The following is a 20,804-nucleotide window of genomic DNA, read 5'->3' as shown; positions in this document are numbered from 1 at the left end:
GGCAGAGTCAGAAGGCGCGGGTGATGCCCAGATCCACGGTCGTGCGCCGATAATCGTAGATGCCGACCGTCGAGATATTACGCTCATAGGCCAGCCGCACGACCGGCGAGAAGCCTGCCACCTCGATCTGGCGGAAGGTCGCGCCGACCGATCCGCGCAGAAACCACTCCTTGCGGCGCTCCGGGAACAGAGCCAGCCGGGCATCGGCTTCTAGCCGCCGCACCGTGGCATTGGCGAACAGGGTCGTTCGGCCCATGTCCCGCCAGCCGAGCAAGGTCGCCCCGCCCGAGGCGGTCGCATAGCCGGGATCGCGCGCGGTCTGCCGCGTGCCGCTCAGCTGAATGCCGACGCCGCTGCGGGCAGACAGCGCGCGCTCGATGCCGGCGCTCAGATTGTAGAGCGCGCCATCCTGCAGGGCGTTGCGATTGTAATGGGACCGGCCGTAGGAAAAGCCGACATCGCTTTGCGCCCGCCGCCCGATGCGCTGCGTCCAGCGGAGATCGGCCGTCTCCGTGCGAGCATAAGCCTTGCCGCCATAAGTGCGCCAGGTGACGCCGGCAGAAGGCATGAGGCGGCTGCGCCCCCGTTGCCACTCCAGCCCCAGCAGGGCACTGCCGGAAAGGTCGTTGAACTGACTGGCGCGATAGAAGGTGCCATCGCCCGAGAGCCGCGGCACCAGCGTCAGTCCCTGGCCCAGCCCGACACGGGCATAGACCTGCCCTGAGAGGCGCAGGCCAATGCCCGATTGCTCCCGCGCATCCTCATCCAGCGTGAGCGGGGCGATGACCGTATCCAGCTCCTTGGCATCGGTGGCGCGGTTGATGTTGCTGTCCGGCGCCATGGCCAGTTCGAAATTGCCGCCGAAGCGCCGGTTGGAGCGCAGTGCGGCGGCGAACCGATCCACCACCTGCTGCACGTCCGGCGGCAAGCCATTGGCTTGCGCCTGCCGCAATTGCTGGCGGGCGCGGCTTTCATCGCCCATTGCCGCCAGCACGCGCGCGAGTTCCAGCCGCACGCGGGTCGCGCCCGGCTCCTCATCCAAGATAGCGCGGAAGGCGAGGGCGGCATCGGTCTGCCGGCCCTGCTCATCGAGCATCATGCCCAGGCGAAAGCGCGCTTCGGAGCGGACCTTGAGATCAGGATCGCGGGCAAGCGCACGATAGATGGTCTCGGCATCCTCCAGCCGCCCCGCGACGCGCGCCTGATCGGCGAGGTCGAACAGTTGCGCAGCATTGAGGCCGGAGATGGACCTGGCGTCTTCGGAAACGGTCGGCGTGCTGCCAGCGGGCGGTTGGGCCTGCGCCTGCGCTTCCAGCGGGGCATGCAGGCACAGGCCTGGGATCAGCCCCAGCCAACTCAGTCGTCGCAATGTCATGGCAGGCCCTTGCCGGTGCGCTATGGACAAATCAATTGGTGCGTTTGCCCACCGTCGCGCCGCTTAGATAATATGTGCTGCTGGTATCGCCCGGCGCGGTCTGGAAGCCGAAGGTGCCGCCGATCTCCGTCGCCGTCGGGCCGTAGAGAGCGCCCTCGAAGAAGCCGAGATAGGCATTGCTGCCGTTCACGACGTCCGCCGTCAGTCCGGCGTCGATGTCCATGACCCCGCGGTCGAAGGTAAACGTGCCGAAATTGCGGGTGCTGCCGTCGAAATTGCTCTTGCCGATCGGGTTGAGCGAGCCAGTGAATGTGCCGGCGCCGAAATTGACGGCGAAGTTGCTCGTTCCGCTCAGCGCATAGGTCGCGCCGCCGCCGAACTGCGCCGCCGTGCCGCGAATGATGCCCGTGAAGCTGCCCGATCCGGTCGGGATCTGGAAGCCGTTGGTGCGGATTCCCCAGGCGAACCAGCGGTCGAGCCGGTCGCTGCCCGGTGCTTGCGCGCGCTCCCAGCGCCCGAAGCTCGCATAGCTGAGCGCAATGGCGGTGTTGCCCGCGCCGGCCTTGTTGAGCGAGAGCGTGTAGGACAGGCCATCCCCGCCGGTGATCTTGTAGACCGCGAGTGCATTCGAGGAGGCCGCCGAGTCCAGGCTGGCGGAACCGAATGTCGTGTCGATGCCCCGGTCGCTATCCTGATAGCGGTAGCTGCCCTGCGCGGCGTTGTAGGTGAACAGCCCGTTGGAGCGGAGCAGTGCTGCATTGTTCGCGCTGTTTCCGCTGCCCATATCGGTCAGGCTGAGCTGGCTGAACCGGTGCTCGAAGCTGTCGTCGAACTGCAGGGCGGTGAGCGACATGTTAAGCCCGGCCACTGTGCTGTCCTGCCGGCCCAGCATATAGCCGGCGGTCACCTCGCCGTCGGCGCTATAGAGATACCAGGTCGCGCCGACTTCCTCGCCATTGGGCCCGTAGAAGCGACCGTCCCAACCGCCGTTGAAGCGCTTGCCGTCATCCATGAAGAAGTTGCCGGAAAAGGCGGTGGTGCCACTGGTCAGCGCTGCCTCACCGAAATAGGCGCCGATGCCCTTGATGAGGCCGGTGTCCACGTCGATCGTGGTCAGCACGCCGCTGCTGGTCAGGGCGCCGCTCTGGAAGTCGATCTGCAGGGCGCCGCTCCCCGCGACCGCAAAGGGAGAATCGATCGCCCGCGCACCGACGAGGCTCACGGCATAACGCCCGGTGCCGGATGGCTGGAGCTGGCCGGCAGGCGTCTGGATGCCATAAGTGAACGGATCATAGGTGAAGTCGAGGGTGTTACCGGAGACCGTGGCGCGCTCCCATGCGCCGCCGCCGACATAGCGATAGGTCAGTTCTCCCGATGTGCCGGGCCGTGTCAGCGTCAGTGCCTCGCTGGTCGTGCCGAGCTTCTGGAAGCTGATAAACGCCGGGGATCCGGACGCGACCAGATCGGCTGGGGCGAAGGTGGCGCTGCGGTTGGCCGTGGCGATGGAATAGCTCTGCGTGGCGGCGTTATAGGAGATCGAGAGCGTGCCCCGGGCCGACTGGCCATTCTCGACCGGCCGCTCATCGGCATAGAAGCGGCCGGAAAGATTGCCGCCATTGCTGGTGAACGTCTGGCTCTGCAGCGGCCCCATCAGGCTCGTATTCGGCCCGACAATCGGGTTCGGGCTGGGGGCGGGCGCCGGCGTCGGGGTGGGGGTCGGCGTCGGCGTGGGAGTGGGAGTCGGTGTCGGGGTAGGTGTGGGAGTCGGCGTAGGGGTAGGCGTCGGGGCCGGCGTCGGTGTCGGGGTAGCTGTGGGAGTCGGCGTCGGTGTCGGGGTCGGCGTGGAATTGACGCCGCCCGCTCCACCGCCTCCGCAGGCGGTGGTCAGAAGAGTGATGAGGAGGGGCATAGCCCACTTGCTCTGCTTGACCATGACGGGGCGAAACTCCGGATTAATGAGCGCGAGACGGTTCGAGGGTTTGTGTCCGGACGTTGGCCAAATATAATTGACGAAAAGTTTATCATCTTGGAACTGGGTCCGTTTTTGAGATGGTTGGAGGCGAAGTCGGTAAAATTTCACCGCAAATTTGCGCCTCGGGGTGCCGCACGGCGCGTTAACCATCTTCCGGGCTTCCCTGCCGGGTTAGAATGGTTAACAGTTCTTAACTATGAGACGCGCCCCCGTTCTGACTCACGAAGAGGCGAGACATCCGTTTCGCCAGTCGCTTCCCCGCCATGTGTTCCGGCCTGCGCCGGACGCGACGTCGCAAGCCCGCCCTGCGCCGGACGAAGACAAGGACTGGAAGTTGTTTGTGCTGAGCTTCGCGGCGTTCTTTACGGTCGCCTACACGTTCATCGTGTGAGGACTCAGCGGCCGCCGGCTTCCCGCGCGGCTGCCAGGTCCGCTTCGCACGCCCGGTGAAGCTTCAGCGCCAGCAGGGCGCAGATGCCGCACATGCCACACATGATGAGCAGTGCTTCCCGGTTGCTCAGGCCCGCGCTGGTCGCGGCCATGATGACGAGCGCGCCGAAGACCATCGCGCCTGAGTTGACGACATTGTTGGCGGCGACTGTCCGCGCGGTCTGGTCCTTGCTCACCGTGGTGGTGAGGAAGGCGTAGAGCGGCACAACGAACATGCCGCCGAACGTCGCGATGCCGAACAAAGCGATCACGATGCGCCAGCTATGTGGTGCGGCGAGAAAATCGCGGACCGTATAGAGCGTATCGGCGGGCGCGCGGACCCAGTCGCCGGAGGCATAGGAGAAGAACCAGATGAAGCCGGCCATCATCAGCACCGAGATGGGGGAGTAACGGGCGGAGACGACGCCACCGAGCAGGCGGTTGACCGCCACCGATCCTACCGCCACGCCGATCGAGAAGATCGCGAGGAACATGCTCGCGACTTCCTTGGTCGCGGTGAACTCATTTTTCACCAGCGGCGGGAAGATGATGACCAGCACCGTGGCGATCATCCAGAAGAAGCTGATCGACATGATCGCCAGGAACAGGCGGCGGATGTGCATGGTTGCCGAGATCAGGCGCCAGGAGGCCCGGAAGATATTGTAATCCATGTCGATCGGCGGCCCGACGCGCGGGGCGGGCGGCACCATGCGGCCCGAGAGGTAGCCGATCATCGCGATGATGAGGACGCCGCACGCCGCGGCGGTCGGGCTGATCCAGCCCGCGACGATCGTCCCGGTCAGAATGGCGATATAGGTGCCGGCTTCGACGAGCCCCGTCCCGCCGAGCACCTGATCCTGCTCCAGATGCTGAGGGAGAATCGCATATTTGATCGGCCCGAAGAAGGTCGAGTGAACGCCCATCGCCAGCAATGCGGTCAGCATGAGGCCAACGCCGGTCATTGGGTGCCGCGCGCTCACCAGCAGGCCGGCCGCACCGACCGTCATGATCAGGATTTCCGCGAGCTTGACCGTGCGGATGATCCTGGACTTGTCGATATTGTCCGCAAGCTGGCCGGAGAGCGCCGAGAGCAGGAAGAAGGGCAGCACGAACAGCCCGGTCGCGACCGCATTGAACGCCGATTCCTGCTGCGGGTCCTGAAACACGCCATAGGTCGCGAACAGGATCATCGCAGTCTTGAAGAGATTATCGTTGAAGGCCCCGAGGAACTGAGTGACGAACAGGGGCAGAAACTTCCGGTGGCCGAGCAGCCGCAGGGATGCCTGCATAAGTGCGTGAACTCTTGTGATCCGGCCGGACTCGCGCCGTCGCCGGGCTTCTAGCGGCGAAATGGGCAGCTGAAAAGACATTGGATGCCGCATCGCGCAGCCCCTTGTCTGCGCTCGGCGGCTGTGGCACCCGCATTGTCGTGAAGTTCTTGCCAAACATTCTCACCCTCTCGCGGATTCTCGCCGTGCCCCTGCTTGTGGCCCTGCTGTGGCCGGCGGATTCGGTCCATGCCTGGCGCATCGGCTATCTCGCGGCGTTTGCGCTTTACTGCCTGATGGGCATTACCGATTATTTCGATGGCTATCTCGCTCGCGCGCAGGGCACGGTCTCCAAGCTCGGCGTGTTCCTCGATCCGATCGCGGACAAGATCATGATCGGCGCGGTGATTCTCATCCTGTGTGCCAACCAGAACATCAACGGCGTCCATATCATCGCCGCGCTCGTGATCCTGCTGCGGGAGATTGCGGTCTCCGGCCTGCGGGAGTTTCTCGCGGGCCTGCGGATTTCCGTCCCGGTTTCGCGCCTCGCGAAATGGAAGACGGCGTTTCAGCTTGTGTCGCTGGGCGCGCTCATTCTGGCGGGCGGATTGCCGCACATCGCGTTCATCCAGCTTGCCGGCCTCGTCACCCTGTGGGCGGCAGCGTTGCTGACCCTGCTTACCGGCTGGGATTATCTGCGCGCCGGCCTCAAGCACATGACGGTCTGAACATGGCCGACATCACGATTCTCTATTTCGCCTGGGTGCGCGAGCGGATCGGCGTGGATGAGGAGAAGCAGCCCGTGCCATCGCCGGAGACGACCGTTGCGCAACTTCTCGATGCCTTGGCAGCCGGTAGCGCTGGTCATGCGGCGGCCTTTGCTGACCGAGCGCGTCTGCGCGCGGCGCTGGACCAGAAGTTCGTGCCCTTGGACACTGCCATCGGCCAGGCGCGCGAGCTGGCGATCTTTCCGCCCGTGACCGGTGGCTGACGCCACCCCCTCGATCTCGCTGCGCGTCACGGCGGAGGATTTCGATCCCGGCCGCGAGCTGGCCCGGCTGGAAGGCCTGGAGGGCGGCGGGATCGCGAGCTTTACGGGGCTGGTGCGCGATGATGGCGGGCTGCGCGCGCTCCGGCTGGAGCATTATCCCGCGATGACGCAAGCACAGATCGGAGCGGTGGTCGAAGAGGCCTGCGCCCGCTGGCCGCTGCTCGGCGTGACGGTGATCCACCGGTTCGGTGAACTGCCGGTCGGCGCGCGGATCGTCTTCGTTGGCACCGCCTCGGCCCACCGCGTCGCTGCGCTCGAATCCTGTGCGTTTCTCATCGACTGGCTGAAAGTCTCAGCGCCCTTCTGGAAGCAGGAAATCCGGCATGACGGCTCGGCCGGCTGGGTCGAAGCGAAAGGCGCCGACGACGCGCGCGCCGCGATCTGGCGGCAGGGGCGGCTGGACCCGATCTGACGGCCGCCGCGCTCAGGCGGCCTCGGCTGTCTCCTGCTGGCTGGTCGCGGCGTTGCGCAGAATGTCAGCCATCAATCGGAAGTCGGCTTCTCGCGGCGAGTTGCGCCGCCAGACCAGGGCGATCTCGCGATGGGCGCTCGGCGACTGGATCGGCCGCGCGGTGATCTTGGTGTTGGCAAGAATGCCGCCCCTTATCGCCATGTCCGGCAGCAAGGTCAGCCCCAGGCCATTATCCACCATTTGCACCAGCGTATGCAGCGACGTGCCGGTGATGGTCGCCTCGGTGCGCAACTCCGCGCGGTTGCAAGCAGCCAGCGCATGTTCCTTCAGGCAGTGGCCATCCTCCAGCAGCAGCAGGCGGTTGCCGTCGATCATCTCGGGCGTGATCAGGGCCGGCGGATCGCGTGGATCGTCCTTGGGGAAGGCCACGAACAGCGCATCATCGAACAGCACCTCGATTTCCGCATCGCCGCAGGGAAAGGGCAGGGCGAGCAGCACGCAATCTGCATGGCCGTGGCGCAACGAGTCGAGCGCCGCGTGGCTGGTTTCCTCGCGGAGATAAAGCTGCAGCGCCGGGCGCTCTTCGCGCAATTTGGGCAACAGCCGGGGGAGGAGAAACGGTGCAATAGTCGGGATGACGCTCATCCGCAATTCGCCGACCAGCGGCGTGCCGGAGGCCTGCGCAATGGCGGCAAGTTCTTCGGCCTCGCGCAGCACGCGGTGGGCCTTGGTGACGATGCGGTCGCCCAGCGCCGTGAAGCGCACGATACGGCGGGTTCGCTCGACCAAGGTGACGCCGATAAGCGATTCCAGTTCGCGGATGCCTGCCGAGAGGGTGGACTGGGTGACGAAGCACGCATCCGCCGCACGCCCGAAATGGCCATGTTCCTTCAGCGCAACCAGATATTGGAGCTGCTTGAGGGTCGGCATGTAGATCGACATTGATCGCCCTTTCCGCTGGAAAGGGACAATTTAATCGATCTAGCCGATCAGTTCAAGCGAGCGCAGGATGCCGTACCCGGTCGTCAGAGTCAGTACGCAACCGACCATGATGAGCAGAGGCCGGGCTGGAACATGCTTGGCGATCCAGGCGCCGAGCGGCGCCGCCAGCACGCCGCCAATCAACAGGCCGGTCGTGGCGGTCGTGAACGTCTCCCAGCCGAGATGGACGAGGAAGGTGATGCTGATCGACAGCGTCAGGAAGAACTCGACCGTGTTGACCGTGCCGATGGTGTGGCGCGGGCTGGTGCCCTGGATCAGCAAGTTCGAGGTCACGACCGGACCCCATCCGCCGCCACCGGAGGCATCAAGAAAGCCGCCGAGGAGGCCGAGCGGGGACACGAACCGGGGGTCGCGCACATGCGCCTCGGTATGACGCAGCCCGCGCCACAGCAGCCAGAGTCCGATAAAGGCAAGGTAGGAGAGGATATAGGGCCGGATCAGCTCGCCATCGATATTCGAGAGGAAATAGGCGCCCGCAACGCCGCCGATCATCCCGGGAACCACCAGCTTCCAGAACAGCTTCCAGTCGACATTGCCATGCAGAACATGGCTGATCGCGGAGACGGCGGTGGTGCAGGTCTCCGCGGCATGAACGCTGGCGGAGGCTGCCTTGGGCGGAACACCGAGCGCGAGCAGGAGGCTGCTGGAAATGACGCCATAGGCCATGCCGAGCGCGCCATCGATTATCTGCGCACCGAAGCCGACGGCCACGAAGGGCAACAGCATCAGCGCAAAATCCATCCAGGCGTCGGGCAAGGGCAAGCCTTTCTCAATTAACTCACTGGACAATAGGCCCGCCGTTTCCGGCTTGGCAAGGAAATTGTCCTTGGGCCTAATCCTGGCAACGCTCTAGAAATTTCAACGCATCGCGACTAGATAGCTGCTCTTGTCGGCCAGCAAGGGACGCTTTGCCATGGGGCTTTTGTCCTATCTCGATTCCGTGAAAGAGCGCGATCCCGCGCCGCGCTCGCGGCTGGAAATCCTTATTTATCCAGGAGTCTGGGCGCTCGGCCTGCATCGGGTCGCGCATCAGCTGTTTCGCTGGCGGCTCTTCTTCCTTGCGCGTCTGGTCAATCATTTTTCCCGCTTCCTGACCGCGATCGACATTCACCCGGGTGCGACGATCGGAAAGAATTTCTTTATCGATCACGGCTTCACGGTCATCGGCGAAACGGCGCTGATTGGCGACAATGTCACCATCTACCAGTGCGTGACGCTGGGCGGCACCGATCCGGCGAATGGAATCGCCGGCAAGCGCCACCCGACGATCTGCGACGGCGCGATCATCGGATCGGGCTCGCAGGTGCTCGGCCCGATCACCGTGGGTGAGCGCGCGCGGGTGGGGGCCAATGCCGTGGTGACCAAGGACGTGCCGGCGGGCGCGGTAATGATCGGCATTCCAGCCCGCGCGACGCTGGTCGATGCCAAGGAATATCAAAAGCCGTTCACGCCTTATGGTACGCCCTGCAGCGAGACCTACGATCCGGCGACGCAGAAGCTGGAAATCCTCCAGTGCGAGGTCGAAGTGCTGCGCAAGCGGTTGGCGGATCTGGTCGCCGAGCAGGAAGCCCGGCGCGCGGACGGCGCTGACGGCCAGTCCCGCACCTCGGCTTGATGAGCAACGTCACACCATTTCCTCCCCGGCCCACACCGGCCAATAGCCCGCCCACGCAGACGAGTTTCGACCGACTGGAACTCTCGCGCATCATGGATCTGTACGGACGCATGGTCGCGGCCGGGCAGTGGCGCGATTATGCCATCGATCTCAATCGGGACGTCGCGATCTTTTCCGCCTTCCGCCGCACGGCGGAACGCCCGGAGGTGCGCATCGAGAAGCGCCCGTCTCTGCGCAACCGTCAGGGCATGTGGGCGCTGATCGGCGAGAATGGCGTGATCCTGCGCCGGGGGCAGGAACTGGCCGGAATTCTGGCGCCTGTCGAACGCCGGCTGATGAAGCTGATCGAGGATTAGGGGCAGGCGCGTCGCCGCCAGGTCTCTCACCCGACTGTCGCAAAACTGTCATCAAACTGTCATACCGGCGTCCGACATTTGAACGGAGCATGGACCTTGCGATTTCCCCTGATGGCGGCGCTTCTCGCTGCGAGCGCGCTGACGATACCCGCGCCCGTGCTGGCCCAGGCCTCCTCGCAAGCCTCTGCCCCGGATGACGTCGCCGCGCTGCGGGCAGAAATTACGCGGCTAAGAGCGCAGCTTGAGAGCATGGAGGCCCGGCTCGGCAAGGTCGAGGGCACACAGGACGCGTCCTCCACGCCGTCCGCGACCCCCGAGGCGGCGGTCGCCTCTGCCCAGACTGCCACTCCCGCGCCCGCAGCGAGCGCCAAGCCGGATGCGCAGCTCAGCTGGCGTGGTGCGCCCCAATTTAGCGGCGAGGGCGGGCTTTCTTTCAAGCCCCGCGGTCGGCTGCAACTCGATACCAACGTCGTTTCCCGCCCGGATGGCATCAATGCGCCCACTTTGGGCTGGTCGGCCGACGTGCGCCGCGCCTATCTGGGTGCGGACGGCACGCTGGGTGGCGGCTTTGGCTATCGGCTGGAGCTGGATTTCGCGTCCGGCAGCGCGCAGTTCACCGACGCCTGGCTCACTTATGAGCGAGGGCCGCTTACGCTGACGGTCGGGCATCACCGCATCACCACGCTGGAAGATCTGACCAGCGATCTGGAAACCAGTTTCCTCGAGCGCGCGGCCTATACGCAGGCCTTCGGTCTGGAGCGGCGGCTGGGGCTTTCGGCCACCTATCGAAACGGCGACGTGATGCTCTCGGCCGGCGCCTTTGCAGATGATCTCGCGGCGCTCGGCACGTCGGGCGTCACCAGCAACAGTTATGCGCTGGATGGCCGGCTGGTGTTCATGCCCAAGCTCGGCGACACGCAACTTCATATTGGCGGCTCGCTGCATCACCGGGAGCTGAACGATCTGACCGACGTCCTCCAATATCGCGCCCGGCCCGGCGCGCGGACGACCGATGTCCGCTTTGTCGACACCGGCCTGTTCAGCGCCAGCGCGGAGACAGGCTATGGCCTGGAATTCGCGGCCTTGCGGGGACGGTGGCATGTGGCGGCGGAAGGCTTCTGGCAGCAGGTGGCGCGGCCCGGCCTTGCCGATCCGACCTTCTTTGGTGGTTATGGGGAAGTCGGCTACATCCTCGCTGGCGCCTCCGGCCGGGGCTATCGCAACGGCGCCTTCGGCTCGATCAAGCCCACACGCGGGCTGGACAAGGGCGGCTCGGGCGCCTGGCAGCTCAACCTGCGCTATGACTGGCTCGATCTCGACGATGGCCTGATCAATGGCGGCCGCGAGCAGACCTACGGCGTGTCACTCATCTGGGTGCCGATCGAGCGGGTGAAGTTCCTGGCCAATTATCTGCGCGTCGAAGTGCGCGATACGCCCGTCGTCGCCGGCACGCGGGACGATTATGGTAGCGACGTGTTCGGTCTGCGCGCGCAGTATGAGTTCTGACGGCCGGCGGGACCGCGCGTTTCTAAAGGCGCGCGGTCAGGCGGCGTCGGCATCCAGCGAATAGCCGGCTGAGCGGACGGTGCGGATGATGTCCGGCAGGCCGCCGGCATTCACCGCCTTGCGCAGCCGGCGAATATGGACATCGACGGTGCGCAGTTCGATCTCGCTGTCCTGCCCCCAAACGCTGTCGAGCAGGCGCTCGCGGGAGAACACCCAGCCGGGATGTTCGAGCAGATGGCGCAGCAGGCGGAATTCGGTGGGGCCGAGGGCCACGAGTTGCCCCGCGCGCCGCACCTTGTGGGCCACCGTATCCATTTCCAGATCGGCAAAGGTCAGAACCTCGCCGGCGAGGGCAGGGCGGACGCGGCGCAGCACCGCATTCACGCGGGCGATCAACTCGCGGGGGCTGAACGGCTTGGTCACATAATCGTCAGCGCCCGTTTCCAGGCCGCGCACGCGATCTTCCTCTTCACCGCGGGCGGTGAGCATGATGATCGGCACATTGGCCGTCTCTGGCATCCGCCGCAGTCGCCGGCAGACCTCGATGCCGGAGAGATTCTCCACCATCCAGTCGAGCAGCACGATATCCGGCGTGCTCTCCTGCGCCAGAATAAGCGCTTCCTCGCCGTCGGGCGTCTGCGTGACGTCGAAGTCTTCGCGCTGGAAGTGCCAGATGAGCAATTCCGCCAGCGCTGCATCGTCCTCGACGAGCAACATCTTTGCGCGGACCACCACTCAGTCCTCCGCCAGCAGGTCGACTGACGTTCCCTTCTCCCGCTCCGGCGGCTTGGCTCCGGTCGCGACATAATGGACCATCTCGGCGATGTTGGTGGCGTGGTCGCCGATGCGCTCCAGATTCTTGGCGATGAAGAGCACATGCGCGCTCTCGGAGATCATCTTCTGGTTCTCCATCATGAACGTCACCATGGTGCGGAAGATGGAATTGTAGAAATCGTCCACCGCCCGGTCCCGCTCGATCACGGCCAGCGCCTGCTGCGCATCGCGCGCGGCAAAGGCATCGAGCGCGGACTTGACCATCTCGCGGGCGATCTGCGCCATGGAGGGGAGCAGCGAGAGCGGCTCCATGCGGCTGGAGGCCGTCACCGTCTCCACGCGCTTGGCGATGTTCTTGGCATAGTCGGCCATGCGCTCGACGATGCCGGCGATCTTGAGCACCGCGATGATCTCGCGCAGATCGTCCGCCATTGGCGCGCGCAGCGCGATGGTCTGCACGACCAGCCGCTCGATATGCGCGTCCAGCTCGTCGATCCGCGCGTCGCCGGCAACGACGCTCTTGGCGAGCGCCACATCGCGTGTCGTCAGCGCCTTGATGGCATTGTCGATGGCATCCTCGGTGAGGCCGCCCATCTCGGCGATCAGCGCCCGCAGGGCGTTGATGTCGTCGTCGAAGGCCTTGAGCGTGTGTTCCGTCATAGCTCGTTCCTGTCCATCCAATCGGCCGATGTCAGCCGTAGCGTCCGGTGATGTAATCCTTGGTGCGCTCTTCTCGCGGGTTGGTGAAGATTTCGGTCGTCGGTCCCTGTTCCACAAGCTTGCCCAAGTGGAAGAAGGCCGTCCGCTGGGAGACGCGCGCCGCCTGCTGCATGTTATGCGTTACGATCACGATGGCGTAGTTGCCGCGCAGCTCCAGGATCAGCTCCTCAATCTTGGCGGTGGCGATCGGGTCGAGCGCCGAGCAGGGCTCGTCCATCAGGATCACTTCCGGGTCCACGGCAATCGCGCGGGCGATGCACAGGCGCTGCTGCTGGCCGCCGGAAAGGGCGGTGCCGCTCTCGTTGAGGCGGTCCTTCACTTCCTCCCACAGGCCGGCGCGGCGCAGCGACTTCTCCACGACCTGATCGAGATCACTCTTGCTGGCGGCAAGGCCGTGGATGTGCGGGCCATAGGCGATGTTCTCATAGATCGACTTGGGGAAGGGATTGGGTTTCTGGAACACCATGCCCACCCGCGCGCGCAGCTGCACGACGTCCATGCCAGAGGCGTAGATATCCTCGCCGTCGAGTGTGATCTCGCCTTCCACCCGTGCGCTCGCCACCGTGTCGTTCATGCGGTTGAGCGTGCGAAGAAAGGTGGACTTGCCGCAACCCGAGGGGCCGATGAAGGCGGTCACATGATCCAGGTCCACGTCGATCGAGACATTGTCGATCGCCTGCTTCTCGCCATAGAAGACCTTGACGCCGCGAGCGGACATCTTGGGTGCGCTGGTCTGAATATCGGCCATTACCATTTCTTCTCGAATTTGTTGCGCAGGAAGATCGCGATGCTGTTCATCGTGAGCAGGAACGCCAGCAGCACGATGATCGCGGCGGAGGTCTTTTCAATGAAGCCCCGGCCCACTTCATCCGACCACAGGAAGATCTGGACCGGCAGCACGGTGGCGGGATCGGTGAAGCCGCCCGGCGGCTGCGAGACGAAGGCACGCATGCCGATCATCAGCAGCGGTGCGGTCTCGCCCAAGGCACGGGCCATGCCGATGATGGTGCCGGTGAGAATGCCGGGCAGGGCCAGCGGCAGCACATGGTGGAACACGACCTGCACCGGGGAGGCGCCGATGCCGAGCGCCGCATCGCGGATCGAGGGTGGCACGGCCTTGATCGCATTGCGCCCGGCGATGACGATGACCGGCATGGTCATCAGCGCCAGCGTCATGCCGCCGACCAGCGGCGCGGAGCGGGGCAGGTGCATCACGTTAAGGAAGATAGCGAGGCCGAGCAGGCCGAAGATGATCGAGGGCACCGCCGCCAGATTGTTGATCGACACCTCGATGAGGTCGGTCCAGCGATTGCGCGGCGCATATTCCTCCAGATAGAGCGCGGCGAACACGCCGATGGGGAAGCTCAGCGCAAGCGTGATCACCATCGTGATCAGCGAGCCCTTGAGCGCCCCCCAGATGCCGACCATGGTCGGGTCCGTGCCATCGCTGCCGGTGAGGAAGCCGATGTTGAAGGCGGTGGAGAGCGCGCCGGCATCGCCGAGCTTCGCGACCAATGCCTCGTCGGCAGGTGTGCCGTCGCTCTTCATCGCGACGTCCAAGCCGGTCGAGGCGGGCAGGCTCACCGTGGCCTTGCGCTGGAGAATGGTCGGATCGTTGATGATCGCCTTGCGCAGGGTGAGCACGGCGTTGGGCGAGAGGATCTGGGTCTCGGGGAGGCCGAACGCCTCCCTTGTGGCCTGCTCCAGCACCGCCGGCAGATTGGCACTGGCCAGCGCCTGCTCGGGGTTAGTCGCAAGCACCGCCGGATCGATCAGCGCGGGCGAGCGCGGGAAATCGATGGGCACGGCGACTTCCGTCTGCGTGAAGCCGCGCAGGCCATTGCCCATCATCGAGATGAGCAGGAAGGCGAGGAAGCCGGCCGAAACTAGCACGGCGGCCATGCCCCACAGGCGGAACCGGCGCTCGGCGGCGTAGCGGCGCGCAATGCGACGCTTCATCGCGTCGCCGCGCCAGTCGGTCGGCGCCCGTTCGGCGCGGTCGCTGGCTGCGGCCCGGTCGAGAACAGTCTCGCCGCTCATTCGTAAGCCTCCCGATATTTCTTCACGACCCGCAGGGCGACGATGTTGAGCAGCAATGTGACGACGAACAGCACCAGCCCGAGGGCGAAGGCGGCGAGCGTCTTGGCACTGTCGAACTCCTGGTCGCCGGTGAGCAACTGGACCATCTGGGTGGTCACGGTCGTCACGCTGGAGAAAGGATTGAGGGTGAGGTTGGCGGCAAGGCCGGCCGCCATCACCACGATCATCGTCTCGCCGATGGCGCGGCTCACGGCGAGCAGCACGCCGCCGACAACACCGGGCAGCGCGGCGGGGATCAGCACCTTGCGGATCGTCTCGCTGGTCGTTGCACCCATGGCCAGACTGCCATCGCGCATCGATTGCGGCACGGCGGCAATGCTGTCGTCCGCCATGGAGGAGACGAAGGGGATGATCATGATGCCCATGACGAGACCCGCGGCCAACGCGCTCTCGGAGGAGGCGTTGGAAATGCCGAGCGAAACCGCGAGGCTGCGCAGTGCCGGCGCGACGGTCAGCGCGGCGAAATAGCCGTAGACCACCGTCGGCACGCCTGCGAGCACCTCAAGGATCGGCTTCATCCACTTGCGGGTCGTCGGGCGGGCATATTGGGTGAGGTAGATGGCGCTCATCAGCCCCAGCGGAATGGCGACGATCATGGCGATGATCGCGCCGATGAAGATCGTGCCCCAGAACAGCGGCACCGCGCCGAAGGCGTCCTCATTGCCATAACCCATCGCGGCCGATTGCGGGCTCCAGTTGAGGCCGAGCAGGAAGTTGAGCGGGTTGACCATCGAGAAGAAGCGCATCGATTCAAACACCAGCGAGGCGACGATGCCGGCGGTGGTGACGATGGCGATCAACGAGGCGCCGAGCAGCGACCACATCACCACCTTCTCGACGCGGTGGCGGGCGGTGAAGGCGGGGCGGACGCGGGAGAGGGCATAGGCGCCGCAGGCAAAGGCCAGGATCGCGGCGAGGATCGCGCCCGTGGTCGAATAGCGCATCGTCGCGACGCGATAGGGCTCGACCAGCTCCGTGGCTTGGGGATTGAAGGCGGCCGCCTGCGACCCGGTGGCAATGGACTGTGCTTCGGCGAGGATCGCGTTGCGGGAGAAATCGTCGGTGGGCAGGCTCTGGGCCGCGGGCGTGGCCAGCACGGAGTCCGCGATCAGCGCCGGCATTACATTCGCCCAGACTGCGAGGAAGGCGAAAGCCGGCAGCATGGTCCACAGAGCCACATACCAACCGTGCTGGGTGGGGCGGCTGTTGGTTGCGAGACGACCGACCTCCGCCTGCAGCCGGGTGGCGCGTGCCCGGGCGATGATCCAGCCGATCACCCCAAGCGCGCCTATGATCAGGACGATCATTACGCCGCTCATTCGCTCATACCCCCTTGGCCATTCAACCTGGCAGGAACCGGTGGCGGCAGCGCGCCGTCACCGGTTGGATTGTCCGATCAGTGCAGTTCGTCGCCGTTCAGCACGGTGAGGTTTGCGATGCGCTCGGCATTGGCCGTGCGCACATCCTCGGGCGCGGCGACCATGCCACGGCGGGCCAGCGCACCATCGGGTGCCCAGTTCTTGGCGAAGGCTTCCATATAGGCCTTGAGGCCCGGAATGGCCGCGAGATGGGCCTTCTTCACATAGATATAGAGCGGACGGGCACCGGGATAGGAGCCGCCGGCAACGGTTTCGTAAGTGGCTTCCTGACCGTTGATGGCGATGTCGCGCACCGTGTCGCGATTGGCCTCGAGGAAGGAGAAGCCGAAGATGCCGACTGCATCGGGGTTGGCATTCAGCTTCTGCACGATCAGATTGTCATTCTCGCCGGCATCGACATAGGCGCCGTCCTCGCGGATCTGCGTGCAGAGCTGCTTGTGCTTGTCTTCATCCTTGGCCTTGAGCTCCTTCATGGCCGGGTCGGTGTCGCAGCCCGGGGTCAGGATCAGCTCGGCCAGCGAATCGCGCGTGCCGGAGGTCGAGGGCGGGCCGAAGACGGAGATGGCAATGGCGGGCAGCGCGGGGTCGATGTCCTTCCAGGTCTTGGCCTTGTTCGGGCCCTTGCCATAGGGATTGGCGGCCAGCGCTTCATAGACCTGCTTGGTGGTCAGCGCGATCTTGGGGCCTTTCACGGACTCCGCCAGCGCCAGGCCATCGAGGCCGATCTGGATTTCGATGATCTCGTTGACGCCGTTTGCCTTGCACGCCTCGAACTCGGATTTCTTCATCCGGCGGGAGGCGTTGGCAATATCCGGGTTCTGGGCGCCGACACCCTTACAGAACAGGCTGATGCCGGCACCGGTGCCGGTGGATTCGATGATCGGCGCCTTCATGCCGGGATTGTCATTCTGGAAGAGGCGCACGGCTTCCTGCGCGAACGGATAGACTGTGGACGAGCCGACCGCGCGAATCTGATCGCGCGCGCCGCCACCGGGCTGGTTCTGGCAGGCCGCGAGCATGAGCAGGGACGCGGCGAAAAATGCGTGACGCATGGACTGGTCTCCGGGAGGCGCTTGTGTTGCCCGGCGTCGCCTTAGAACCGGGTTCCTCGCGCCTCTGTGACGTTTCTGTTTCACTTTTGTGACTCGGTCACCCGGCAGAAGCGGCCCGCGCGGTGCCGGCAGCGGCCTCTTCCCCCGCAAGAGCGCGGAAGACCGGCAGTTCCACCCGCACGGTGGTGCCCACGCCGACCTTGCTGTCGAACTGAAGAATTCCGCCATGGCGCTGCACGATGTGCTTCACGATGGCGAGGCCAAGGCCCGTTCCGCCCATCGCGCGGCTGCGGCTTGAGTCGATTCGGTAGAAGCGCTCGGTGAGGCGGGGGAGGTGTTCGGGTGGAATGCCCTCGCCCTGATCGCTCACCGCCAGGAGCACCATGTTGCGCTCATGCGGCTCGGCCCGAACCGTCACCGCCGTGCCGGCCGCGCCATATTTGAGCGCATTGCTGATGAGGTTGTGAAGCAGCTGGCTCAACTGCGCACGGTCGCCGCGCACCGGCGGCAAGTCCGGGTCGACCTGCGTCACGATATCCTGCCCGCGCTTGTTCTGCCCCTGGCGGAAGACCTGCACCACTTCCTCCACCAGCGGGGCGAAGGCCACCGGCTGGTCGGGCGAGCGATATTTGTCCGCCTCGATGCGGGAGAGGGACATGAGATCATCCACCAGCCGCTGCATCCGCCGGGCCTCGCCATCCATGATGGTGAGGAAGCGCTCGCGGGTGGCCGCATCGGCGCCCGCGACGGGGTCGCGCAGGGTTTCGATGAAGCCGAGGATGCCGGCCAGCGGCGTGCGCAGCTCGTGGCTGGCATTGGCGACGAAATCCACGCGCATCCGCTCGGCGGCCTGCTTGTCGCTCTGGTCGAAAAGCAAGGCGAGCAGGCGGCCATTGGCAATCGGTTGAATGTCGAGCGCCCAGCTTTGGCCGGCGGCGCCCAGGCCGATGATGTCAACGCGGGCGGGGGCCTGCGCCTGATTGGGGCCGGTGAGCAGATCGATTGCGGCCGGGTGGCGCAGCGCCAGCCGGACGTCCTGCCCAATGATGTGGCGGCCGAGCAGTGCCAGCGCGGCGTCATTGCAGCGCTCGATCCGCCCGCGCTCCACGATCAGGCTCGGATGCGGCAAGGCCTGGAGCAGCGTGTCGATCTGGCTGAGACTCGCGCCATTTGCGTCAGGGGCAGGTGCCGAGATCAGGGACGGCGTTGCGCGGCGCTCCAGCGCATCGAAGAGCAGTGCGACGCCGAACAGGCAGGCCACCGCCGACGTCAACGTGGCTTCCGCGCTGCCGGTCAAGGCATAGACGATGACGGTCGCGAGCGCCCCCGTCAGCAGCAAAATCCAGATCGAGCGATCGACGCGGGCCATGGCCACCCCGTAGATGATTCGCACTGCCAGCGCGATTCCAAAGATCGCGGCGCTGGGGCGGGGAGCGGCTTAGATCGCCCAGCGCTCCAGCAGCGGCACCAGCTCGTCATAATGGTCGATGCCGGCATCCGCGCCGATCTCTTCCGCCGTGCAGGGCACGAAGCCGAAGCTGACCGCAATCGAGGGAATGGCAGCAGCACGGGCGGCCAGCGTGTCATTGTCGGTATCGCCCAGGAAGATGGTGCGCCCGCCGCCCGCCTTCTCAACCATGTCGAGCAGCAGATCGGGCAGCGGCTTCATCCGGTCGGGGCCGAGCGTGTCGCCGCCGACGATAGCCGCAAAACGGGGCGTAAGGCCGAGCTGATCGAGCAGGCTGCGCGCCAGCGCCTCGCGCTTGTTGGTGCAGACGGCCAGTCGCACGCCGCGCGCGGAAAGCGCATCCATCGCGTCGATCAGGCCCGGATATGGCTGGGTATGTACCGCGATGTTGGCGGCATAATGGTCCAGCAGGATCGGCAGCAGCGCATCGACCAGCGCTTCGTCCTGCTCGCCCGATTCCTGCAGTGCCCGCGCCAGCATGCGCCGCGCGCCCTTGCCGATGAACGGGCGGATGGTCTCGACCGGAAAGGGGCCGTAACCGCGCGTGGCGAGCGCGTGATTGACGGCGGCGGTCAGGTCCGCGCCGGTATCGAGCAGCGTGCCGTCAAGATCGAAGCCGACGAGGTCGAAAGCAAAGGTGGTCATCGCTGCCCCATGCCTTCTGGGCAGTGGCGCGATCAAGTCAAACATGGCAAGGCTTGCCTGCCCTGTCCTGATCGCCCCTCGATCTCGCCAACAAGAGAGTGCCCGTGCCCGATCCGATCAACCGCCCGCTTGCCGTTGTCATTCTTGCTGCCGGCCAGGGGACGCGCATGAAGTCGGCCAGGCACAAGGTGCTGCATCCGCTCGCTGGCCGCCCGATGCTGCTGCATCTGCTGGCAAGCGCCGGCGCGCTCGATCCGGCACGGCAGATCGTCGTGGTCGGCGCCGGGCGCGAGCAGGTGGAGGCTGCCGTGGCCGGTCGCGGGATCGACATTGCGGTGCAGGCCGAACAGCTCGGTACGGGCCATGCCGTGGCGCAGAGCGCGGCGGCGTTGCAGGGCTTTGTGGGCGATGTGCTCATTCTCTATGGCGATGTGCCCTTGGTGCGCGCCGAGACCATGCGCGCGATGATCGCGCGCCTGCATGAGGAGGATGCGCCGGCCTGCGTGGTGCTCGGCTTCCGCCCGCGCGACCCCGCCGCTTATGGCCGCATCATCGCCACTGCCGATGGACGCATTGGCAAAATGGTCGAATATAAGGACGCGACCGAGGCCGAGCGCGCCGAGGATCTGTGCAATTCCGGCCTGATGGCCGTGCGCACCGAGGATCTGTTCGCGCTGCTCGACCGGGTCAGCAATGATAATGCAGCGGGTGAATATTATCTGCCGGATATCGTGATGCTCGCTGCCGTAGACGGGCGGGCGAGCGCGGTCATCGAAACGAGCGCGGACGAGGTTGCCGGGGTGAACAGCCGGGCAGAACTGGCGGCGGTCGAGGCGAGCTGGCAGCAGACACGGCGCGCGGAAGCGATGCGCGACGGTGTGACGCTGGTTGCGCCGGAGACCGTGTTTTTCGCCTACGACACCGTTCTTGGCCGCGACGTGACCGTCGAGCCGAATGTGATCTTCGCCCCCGGCGTGGTGGTGGAGGAGGGCGCGACGATCCATGCCTTCAGTCATCTTGAGGGAGCGCATGTCGGGCGCGATGCCTCGGTCGGGCCATTCGCGCGGCTGCGGCCCGGCGCGCGGCTGGGCGAAAAGACCAAGGTCGGCAATTTCGTCGAAATCAAGAAGGCCGTGCTGGGCGCGGGGAGCAAGGTCAACCATCTCTCCTATGTCGGCGACGCGCAGGTGGGCGAGGCCGTGAACATCGGCGCCGGCACGATCACCTGCAACTACGACGGCTATTTCAAGCATGAAACGGTGATCGGCGACCGCGCCTTTATCGGCTCGAACAGCGCGCTGATCGCGCCGGTGCGGATCGGCCGCGATGCCATCGTCGCGGCAGGCAGCGCCGTCTCGCGCGATGTCGGGGACGGAGAGCTACGCTTGGTCCGCGCGGAACAGTTTGTGAAGCCGGGCTGGGCCGATCGCTTCCATGACGCGATGCGCAAAAAGAAAAGTGCGGCGCACAAGAAAGACAGCTGAGGTCCCTGCCATCCGGTGGCATTTTATCGACGAACCGAGGAAAATTTCTGTGCGATTGTCGAAAATGTCCAATCGCCCGGGCAGCATTTTTGAGACGGTCGAGCCCAGCAGATGAGCAGCGATCCTTCGTGGGACGCAATCGGCTTTGCCCGGTTGTGGGGAGTGCAGCGCTGATCATCGATCCTTATCGGTGCGA

At 65.3% G+C, this 20,804-nt stretch carries 21 protein-coding genes; 8 read left to right on the top strand and 13 right to left on the bottom strand.

Annotated elements, in window-relative coordinates:
- Positions 1-7: 7 nt before the first annotated feature.
- Together M2336_RS15905 and M2336_RS15900 are read right to left on the bottom strand one after the other, a co-directional pair.
- Positions 8-1,375 carry a surface lipoprotein assembly modifier gene (locus M2336_RS15905; RefSeq protein ID WP_264573232.1) on the bottom strand — a complete coding sequence of 456 codons (1,368 nt, stop codon included), beginning with the start codon at positions 1,373-1,375 and terminating at the stop codon, positions 8-10.
- A gap of 31 nt (positions 1,376-1,406) precedes the next feature.
- Positions 1,407-3,026 carry a transferrin-binding protein-like solute binding protein gene (locus tag M2336_RS15900; RefSeq protein WP_264573231.1) on the bottom strand — a complete coding sequence of 540 codons (1,620 nt, stop codon included), beginning with the start codon at positions 3,024-3,026 and terminating at the stop codon, positions 1,407-1,409.
- Positions 3,027-3,543: 517 nt separating this feature from the next.
- Here M2336_RS15900 and M2336_RS15895 point away from each other — a divergent pair.
- Positions 3,544-3,738: a hypothetical protein gene (locus M2336_RS15895; RefSeq protein ID WP_181560155.1), complete on the top strand. Its 195-nt coding sequence runs from the start codon at positions 3,544-3,546 to the stop codon at positions 3,736-3,738.
- Between the two features lie 4 nt (positions 3,739-3,742).
- On the opposite strand, the gene M2336_RS15890 is transcribed toward M2336_RS15895, so the two are convergent.
- The gene (locus tag M2336_RS15890; RefSeq protein WP_264570830.1) at positions 3,743-5,065 is read right to left on the bottom strand and encodes an MFS transporter; all 1,323 of its coding nucleotides are present in this window, start codon (positions 5,063-5,065) and stop codon (positions 3,743-3,745) included.
- A gap of 140 nt (positions 5,066-5,205) precedes the next feature.
- Between M2336_RS15890 and pgsA the strand changes: the two genes are divergently transcribed.
- The 3 genes from pgsA to M2336_RS15875 are packed head-to-tail and all read left to right on the top strand — an operon-like array spanning position 5,206 to position 6,507.
- On the top strand, positions 5,206-5,772 hold the full coding sequence (pgsA, locus tag M2336_RS15885) for a CDP-diacylglycerol--glycerol-3-phosphate 3-phosphatidyltransferase (protein WP_264574898.1): 567 nt from the start codon (positions 5,206-5,208) through the stop codon (positions 5,770-5,772).
- A gap of 2 nt (positions 5,773-5,774) precedes the next feature.
- Positions 5,775-6,035: a molybdopterin converting factor subunit 1 gene (gene moaD, locus M2336_RS15880; RefSeq protein ID WP_264573230.1), complete on the top strand. Its 261-nt coding sequence runs from the start codon at positions 5,775-5,777 to the stop codon at positions 6,033-6,035.
- Entirely contained in the window at positions 6,028-6,507 is a 480-nt protein-coding gene (locus tag M2336_RS15875) for a molybdenum cofactor biosynthesis protein MoaE (protein ID WP_264573229.1), read from the top strand. Before moaD ends, M2336_RS15875 begins: the two co-directional genes overlap by 8 nt.
- Before the next feature lie 12 nt (positions 6,508-6,519).
- Here M2336_RS15875 and M2336_RS15870 read toward each other — a convergent pair whose 3' ends face one another.
- Positions 6,520-7,449 carry a hydrogen peroxide-inducible genes activator gene (locus tag M2336_RS15870; protein WP_264573228.1) on the bottom strand — a complete coding sequence of 310 codons (930 nt, stop codon included), beginning with the start codon at positions 7,447-7,449 and terminating at the stop codon, positions 6,520-6,522.
- A 39-nt stretch (positions 7,450-7,488) separates the two neighbouring features.
- The gene (locus tag M2336_RS15865; protein ID WP_181561460.1) at positions 7,489-8,250 is read right to left on the bottom strand and encodes a sulfite exporter TauE/SafE family protein; all 762 of its coding nucleotides are present in this window, start codon (positions 8,248-8,250) and stop codon (positions 7,489-7,491) included.
- A 172-nt stretch (positions 8,251-8,422) separates the two neighbouring features.
- On the opposite strand from M2336_RS15865, the gene epsC reads away from it, so the two are divergent.
- From epsC to M2336_RS15850, 3 genes are all read left to right on the top strand, one after another.
- Positions 8,423-9,124: a serine O-acetyltransferase EpsC gene (gene epsC, locus M2336_RS15860; RefSeq protein ID WP_181560150.1), complete on the top strand. Its 702-nt coding sequence runs from the start codon at positions 8,423-8,425 to the stop codon at positions 9,122-9,124.
- Positions 9,124-9,480, top strand: a complete 357-nt coding sequence (locus tag M2336_RS15855; RefSeq protein ID WP_181560149.1) for a DUF2794 domain-containing protein — start codon at positions 9,124-9,126, stop codon at positions 9,478-9,480. The genes epsC and M2336_RS15855 overlap by 1 nt, the downstream gene beginning before the upstream one ends.
- Before the next feature lie 96 nt (positions 9,481-9,576).
- A complete protein-coding gene (locus M2336_RS15850) occupies positions 9,577-10,986 on the top strand; it encodes an OprO/OprP family phosphate-selective porin (protein ID WP_264593192.1) in 1,410 nt (469 codons plus the stop codon).
- A 36-nt stretch (positions 10,987-11,022) separates the two neighbouring features.
- Here the strand turns inward: M2336_RS15850 and phoB are convergent, their stop codons facing one another.
- From phoB to M2336_RS15810, 8 genes are all read right to left on the bottom strand, one after another.
- The gene (phoB, locus tag M2336_RS15845; RefSeq protein ID WP_181560147.1) at positions 11,023-11,718 is read right to left on the bottom strand and encodes a phosphate regulon transcriptional regulator PhoB; all 696 of its coding nucleotides are present in this window, start codon (positions 11,716-11,718) and stop codon (positions 11,023-11,025) included.
- 3 nt (positions 11,719-11,721) lie between these two features.
- Positions 11,722-12,420, bottom strand: coding sequence for a phosphate signaling complex protein PhoU (gene phoU, locus M2336_RS15840; protein WP_181560146.1), 699 nt, complete (start codon positions 12,418-12,420; stop codon positions 11,722-11,724).
- 31 nt (positions 12,421-12,451) lie between these two features.
- A complete protein-coding gene (gene pstB, locus M2336_RS15835; protein ID WP_264593191.1) occupies positions 12,452-13,234 on the bottom strand; it encodes a phosphate ABC transporter ATP-binding protein PstB in 783 nt (260 codons plus the stop codon).
- Complete coding sequence (gene pstA, locus M2336_RS15830; protein WP_264573225.1) at positions 13,228-14,520, bottom strand: phosphate ABC transporter permease PstA; 1,293 nt, start codon at positions 14,518-14,520, stop codon at positions 13,228-13,230. Before pstA ends, pstB begins: the two co-directional genes overlap by 7 nt.
- On the bottom strand, positions 14,517-15,899 hold the full coding sequence (gene pstC / locus M2336_RS15825; RefSeq protein WP_264573224.1) for a phosphate ABC transporter permease subunit PstC: 1,383 nt from the start codon (positions 15,897-15,899) through the stop codon (positions 14,517-14,519). The genes pstA and pstC overlap by 4 nt, the downstream gene beginning before the upstream one ends.
- 77 nt (positions 15,900-15,976) lie before the next feature.
- Positions 15,977-17,011 carry a substrate-binding domain-containing protein gene (locus tag M2336_RS15820; RefSeq protein ID WP_264573223.1) on the bottom strand — a complete coding sequence of 345 codons (1,035 nt, stop codon included), beginning with the start codon at positions 17,009-17,011 and terminating at the stop codon, positions 15,977-15,979.
- Positions 17,012-17,108: 97 nt separating this feature from the next.
- A complete protein-coding gene (locus M2336_RS15815; RefSeq protein WP_264573222.1) occupies positions 17,109-18,380 on the bottom strand; it encodes a sensor histidine kinase in 1,272 nt (423 codons plus the stop codon).
- A gap of 69 nt (positions 18,381-18,449) precedes the next feature.
- Positions 18,450-19,124: an HAD-IA family hydrolase gene (locus M2336_RS15810; protein ID WP_264573221.1), complete on the bottom strand. Its 675-nt coding sequence runs from the start codon at positions 19,122-19,124 to the stop codon at positions 18,450-18,452.
- A gap of 167 nt (positions 19,125-19,291) precedes the next feature.
- On the opposite strand from M2336_RS15810, the gene glmU reads away from it, so the two are divergent.
- Positions 19,292-20,608, top strand: coding sequence for a bifunctional UDP-N-acetylglucosamine diphosphorylase/glucosamine-1-phosphate N-acetyltransferase GlmU (glmU, locus tag M2336_RS15805; RefSeq protein ID WP_264573220.1), 1,317 nt, complete (start codon positions 19,292-19,294; stop codon positions 20,606-20,608).
- Positions 20,609-20,804: the final 196 nt, after the last annotated feature.

Source organism: Sphingobium sp. B1D7B, from assembly GCF_025961965.1.
In the GTDB taxonomy this organism is placed as follows: domain Bacteria; phylum Pseudomonadota; class Alphaproteobacteria; order Sphingomonadales; family Sphingomonadaceae; genus Sphingobium.
This window is presented reverse-complemented; position numbering and strand designations above follow the sequence as displayed.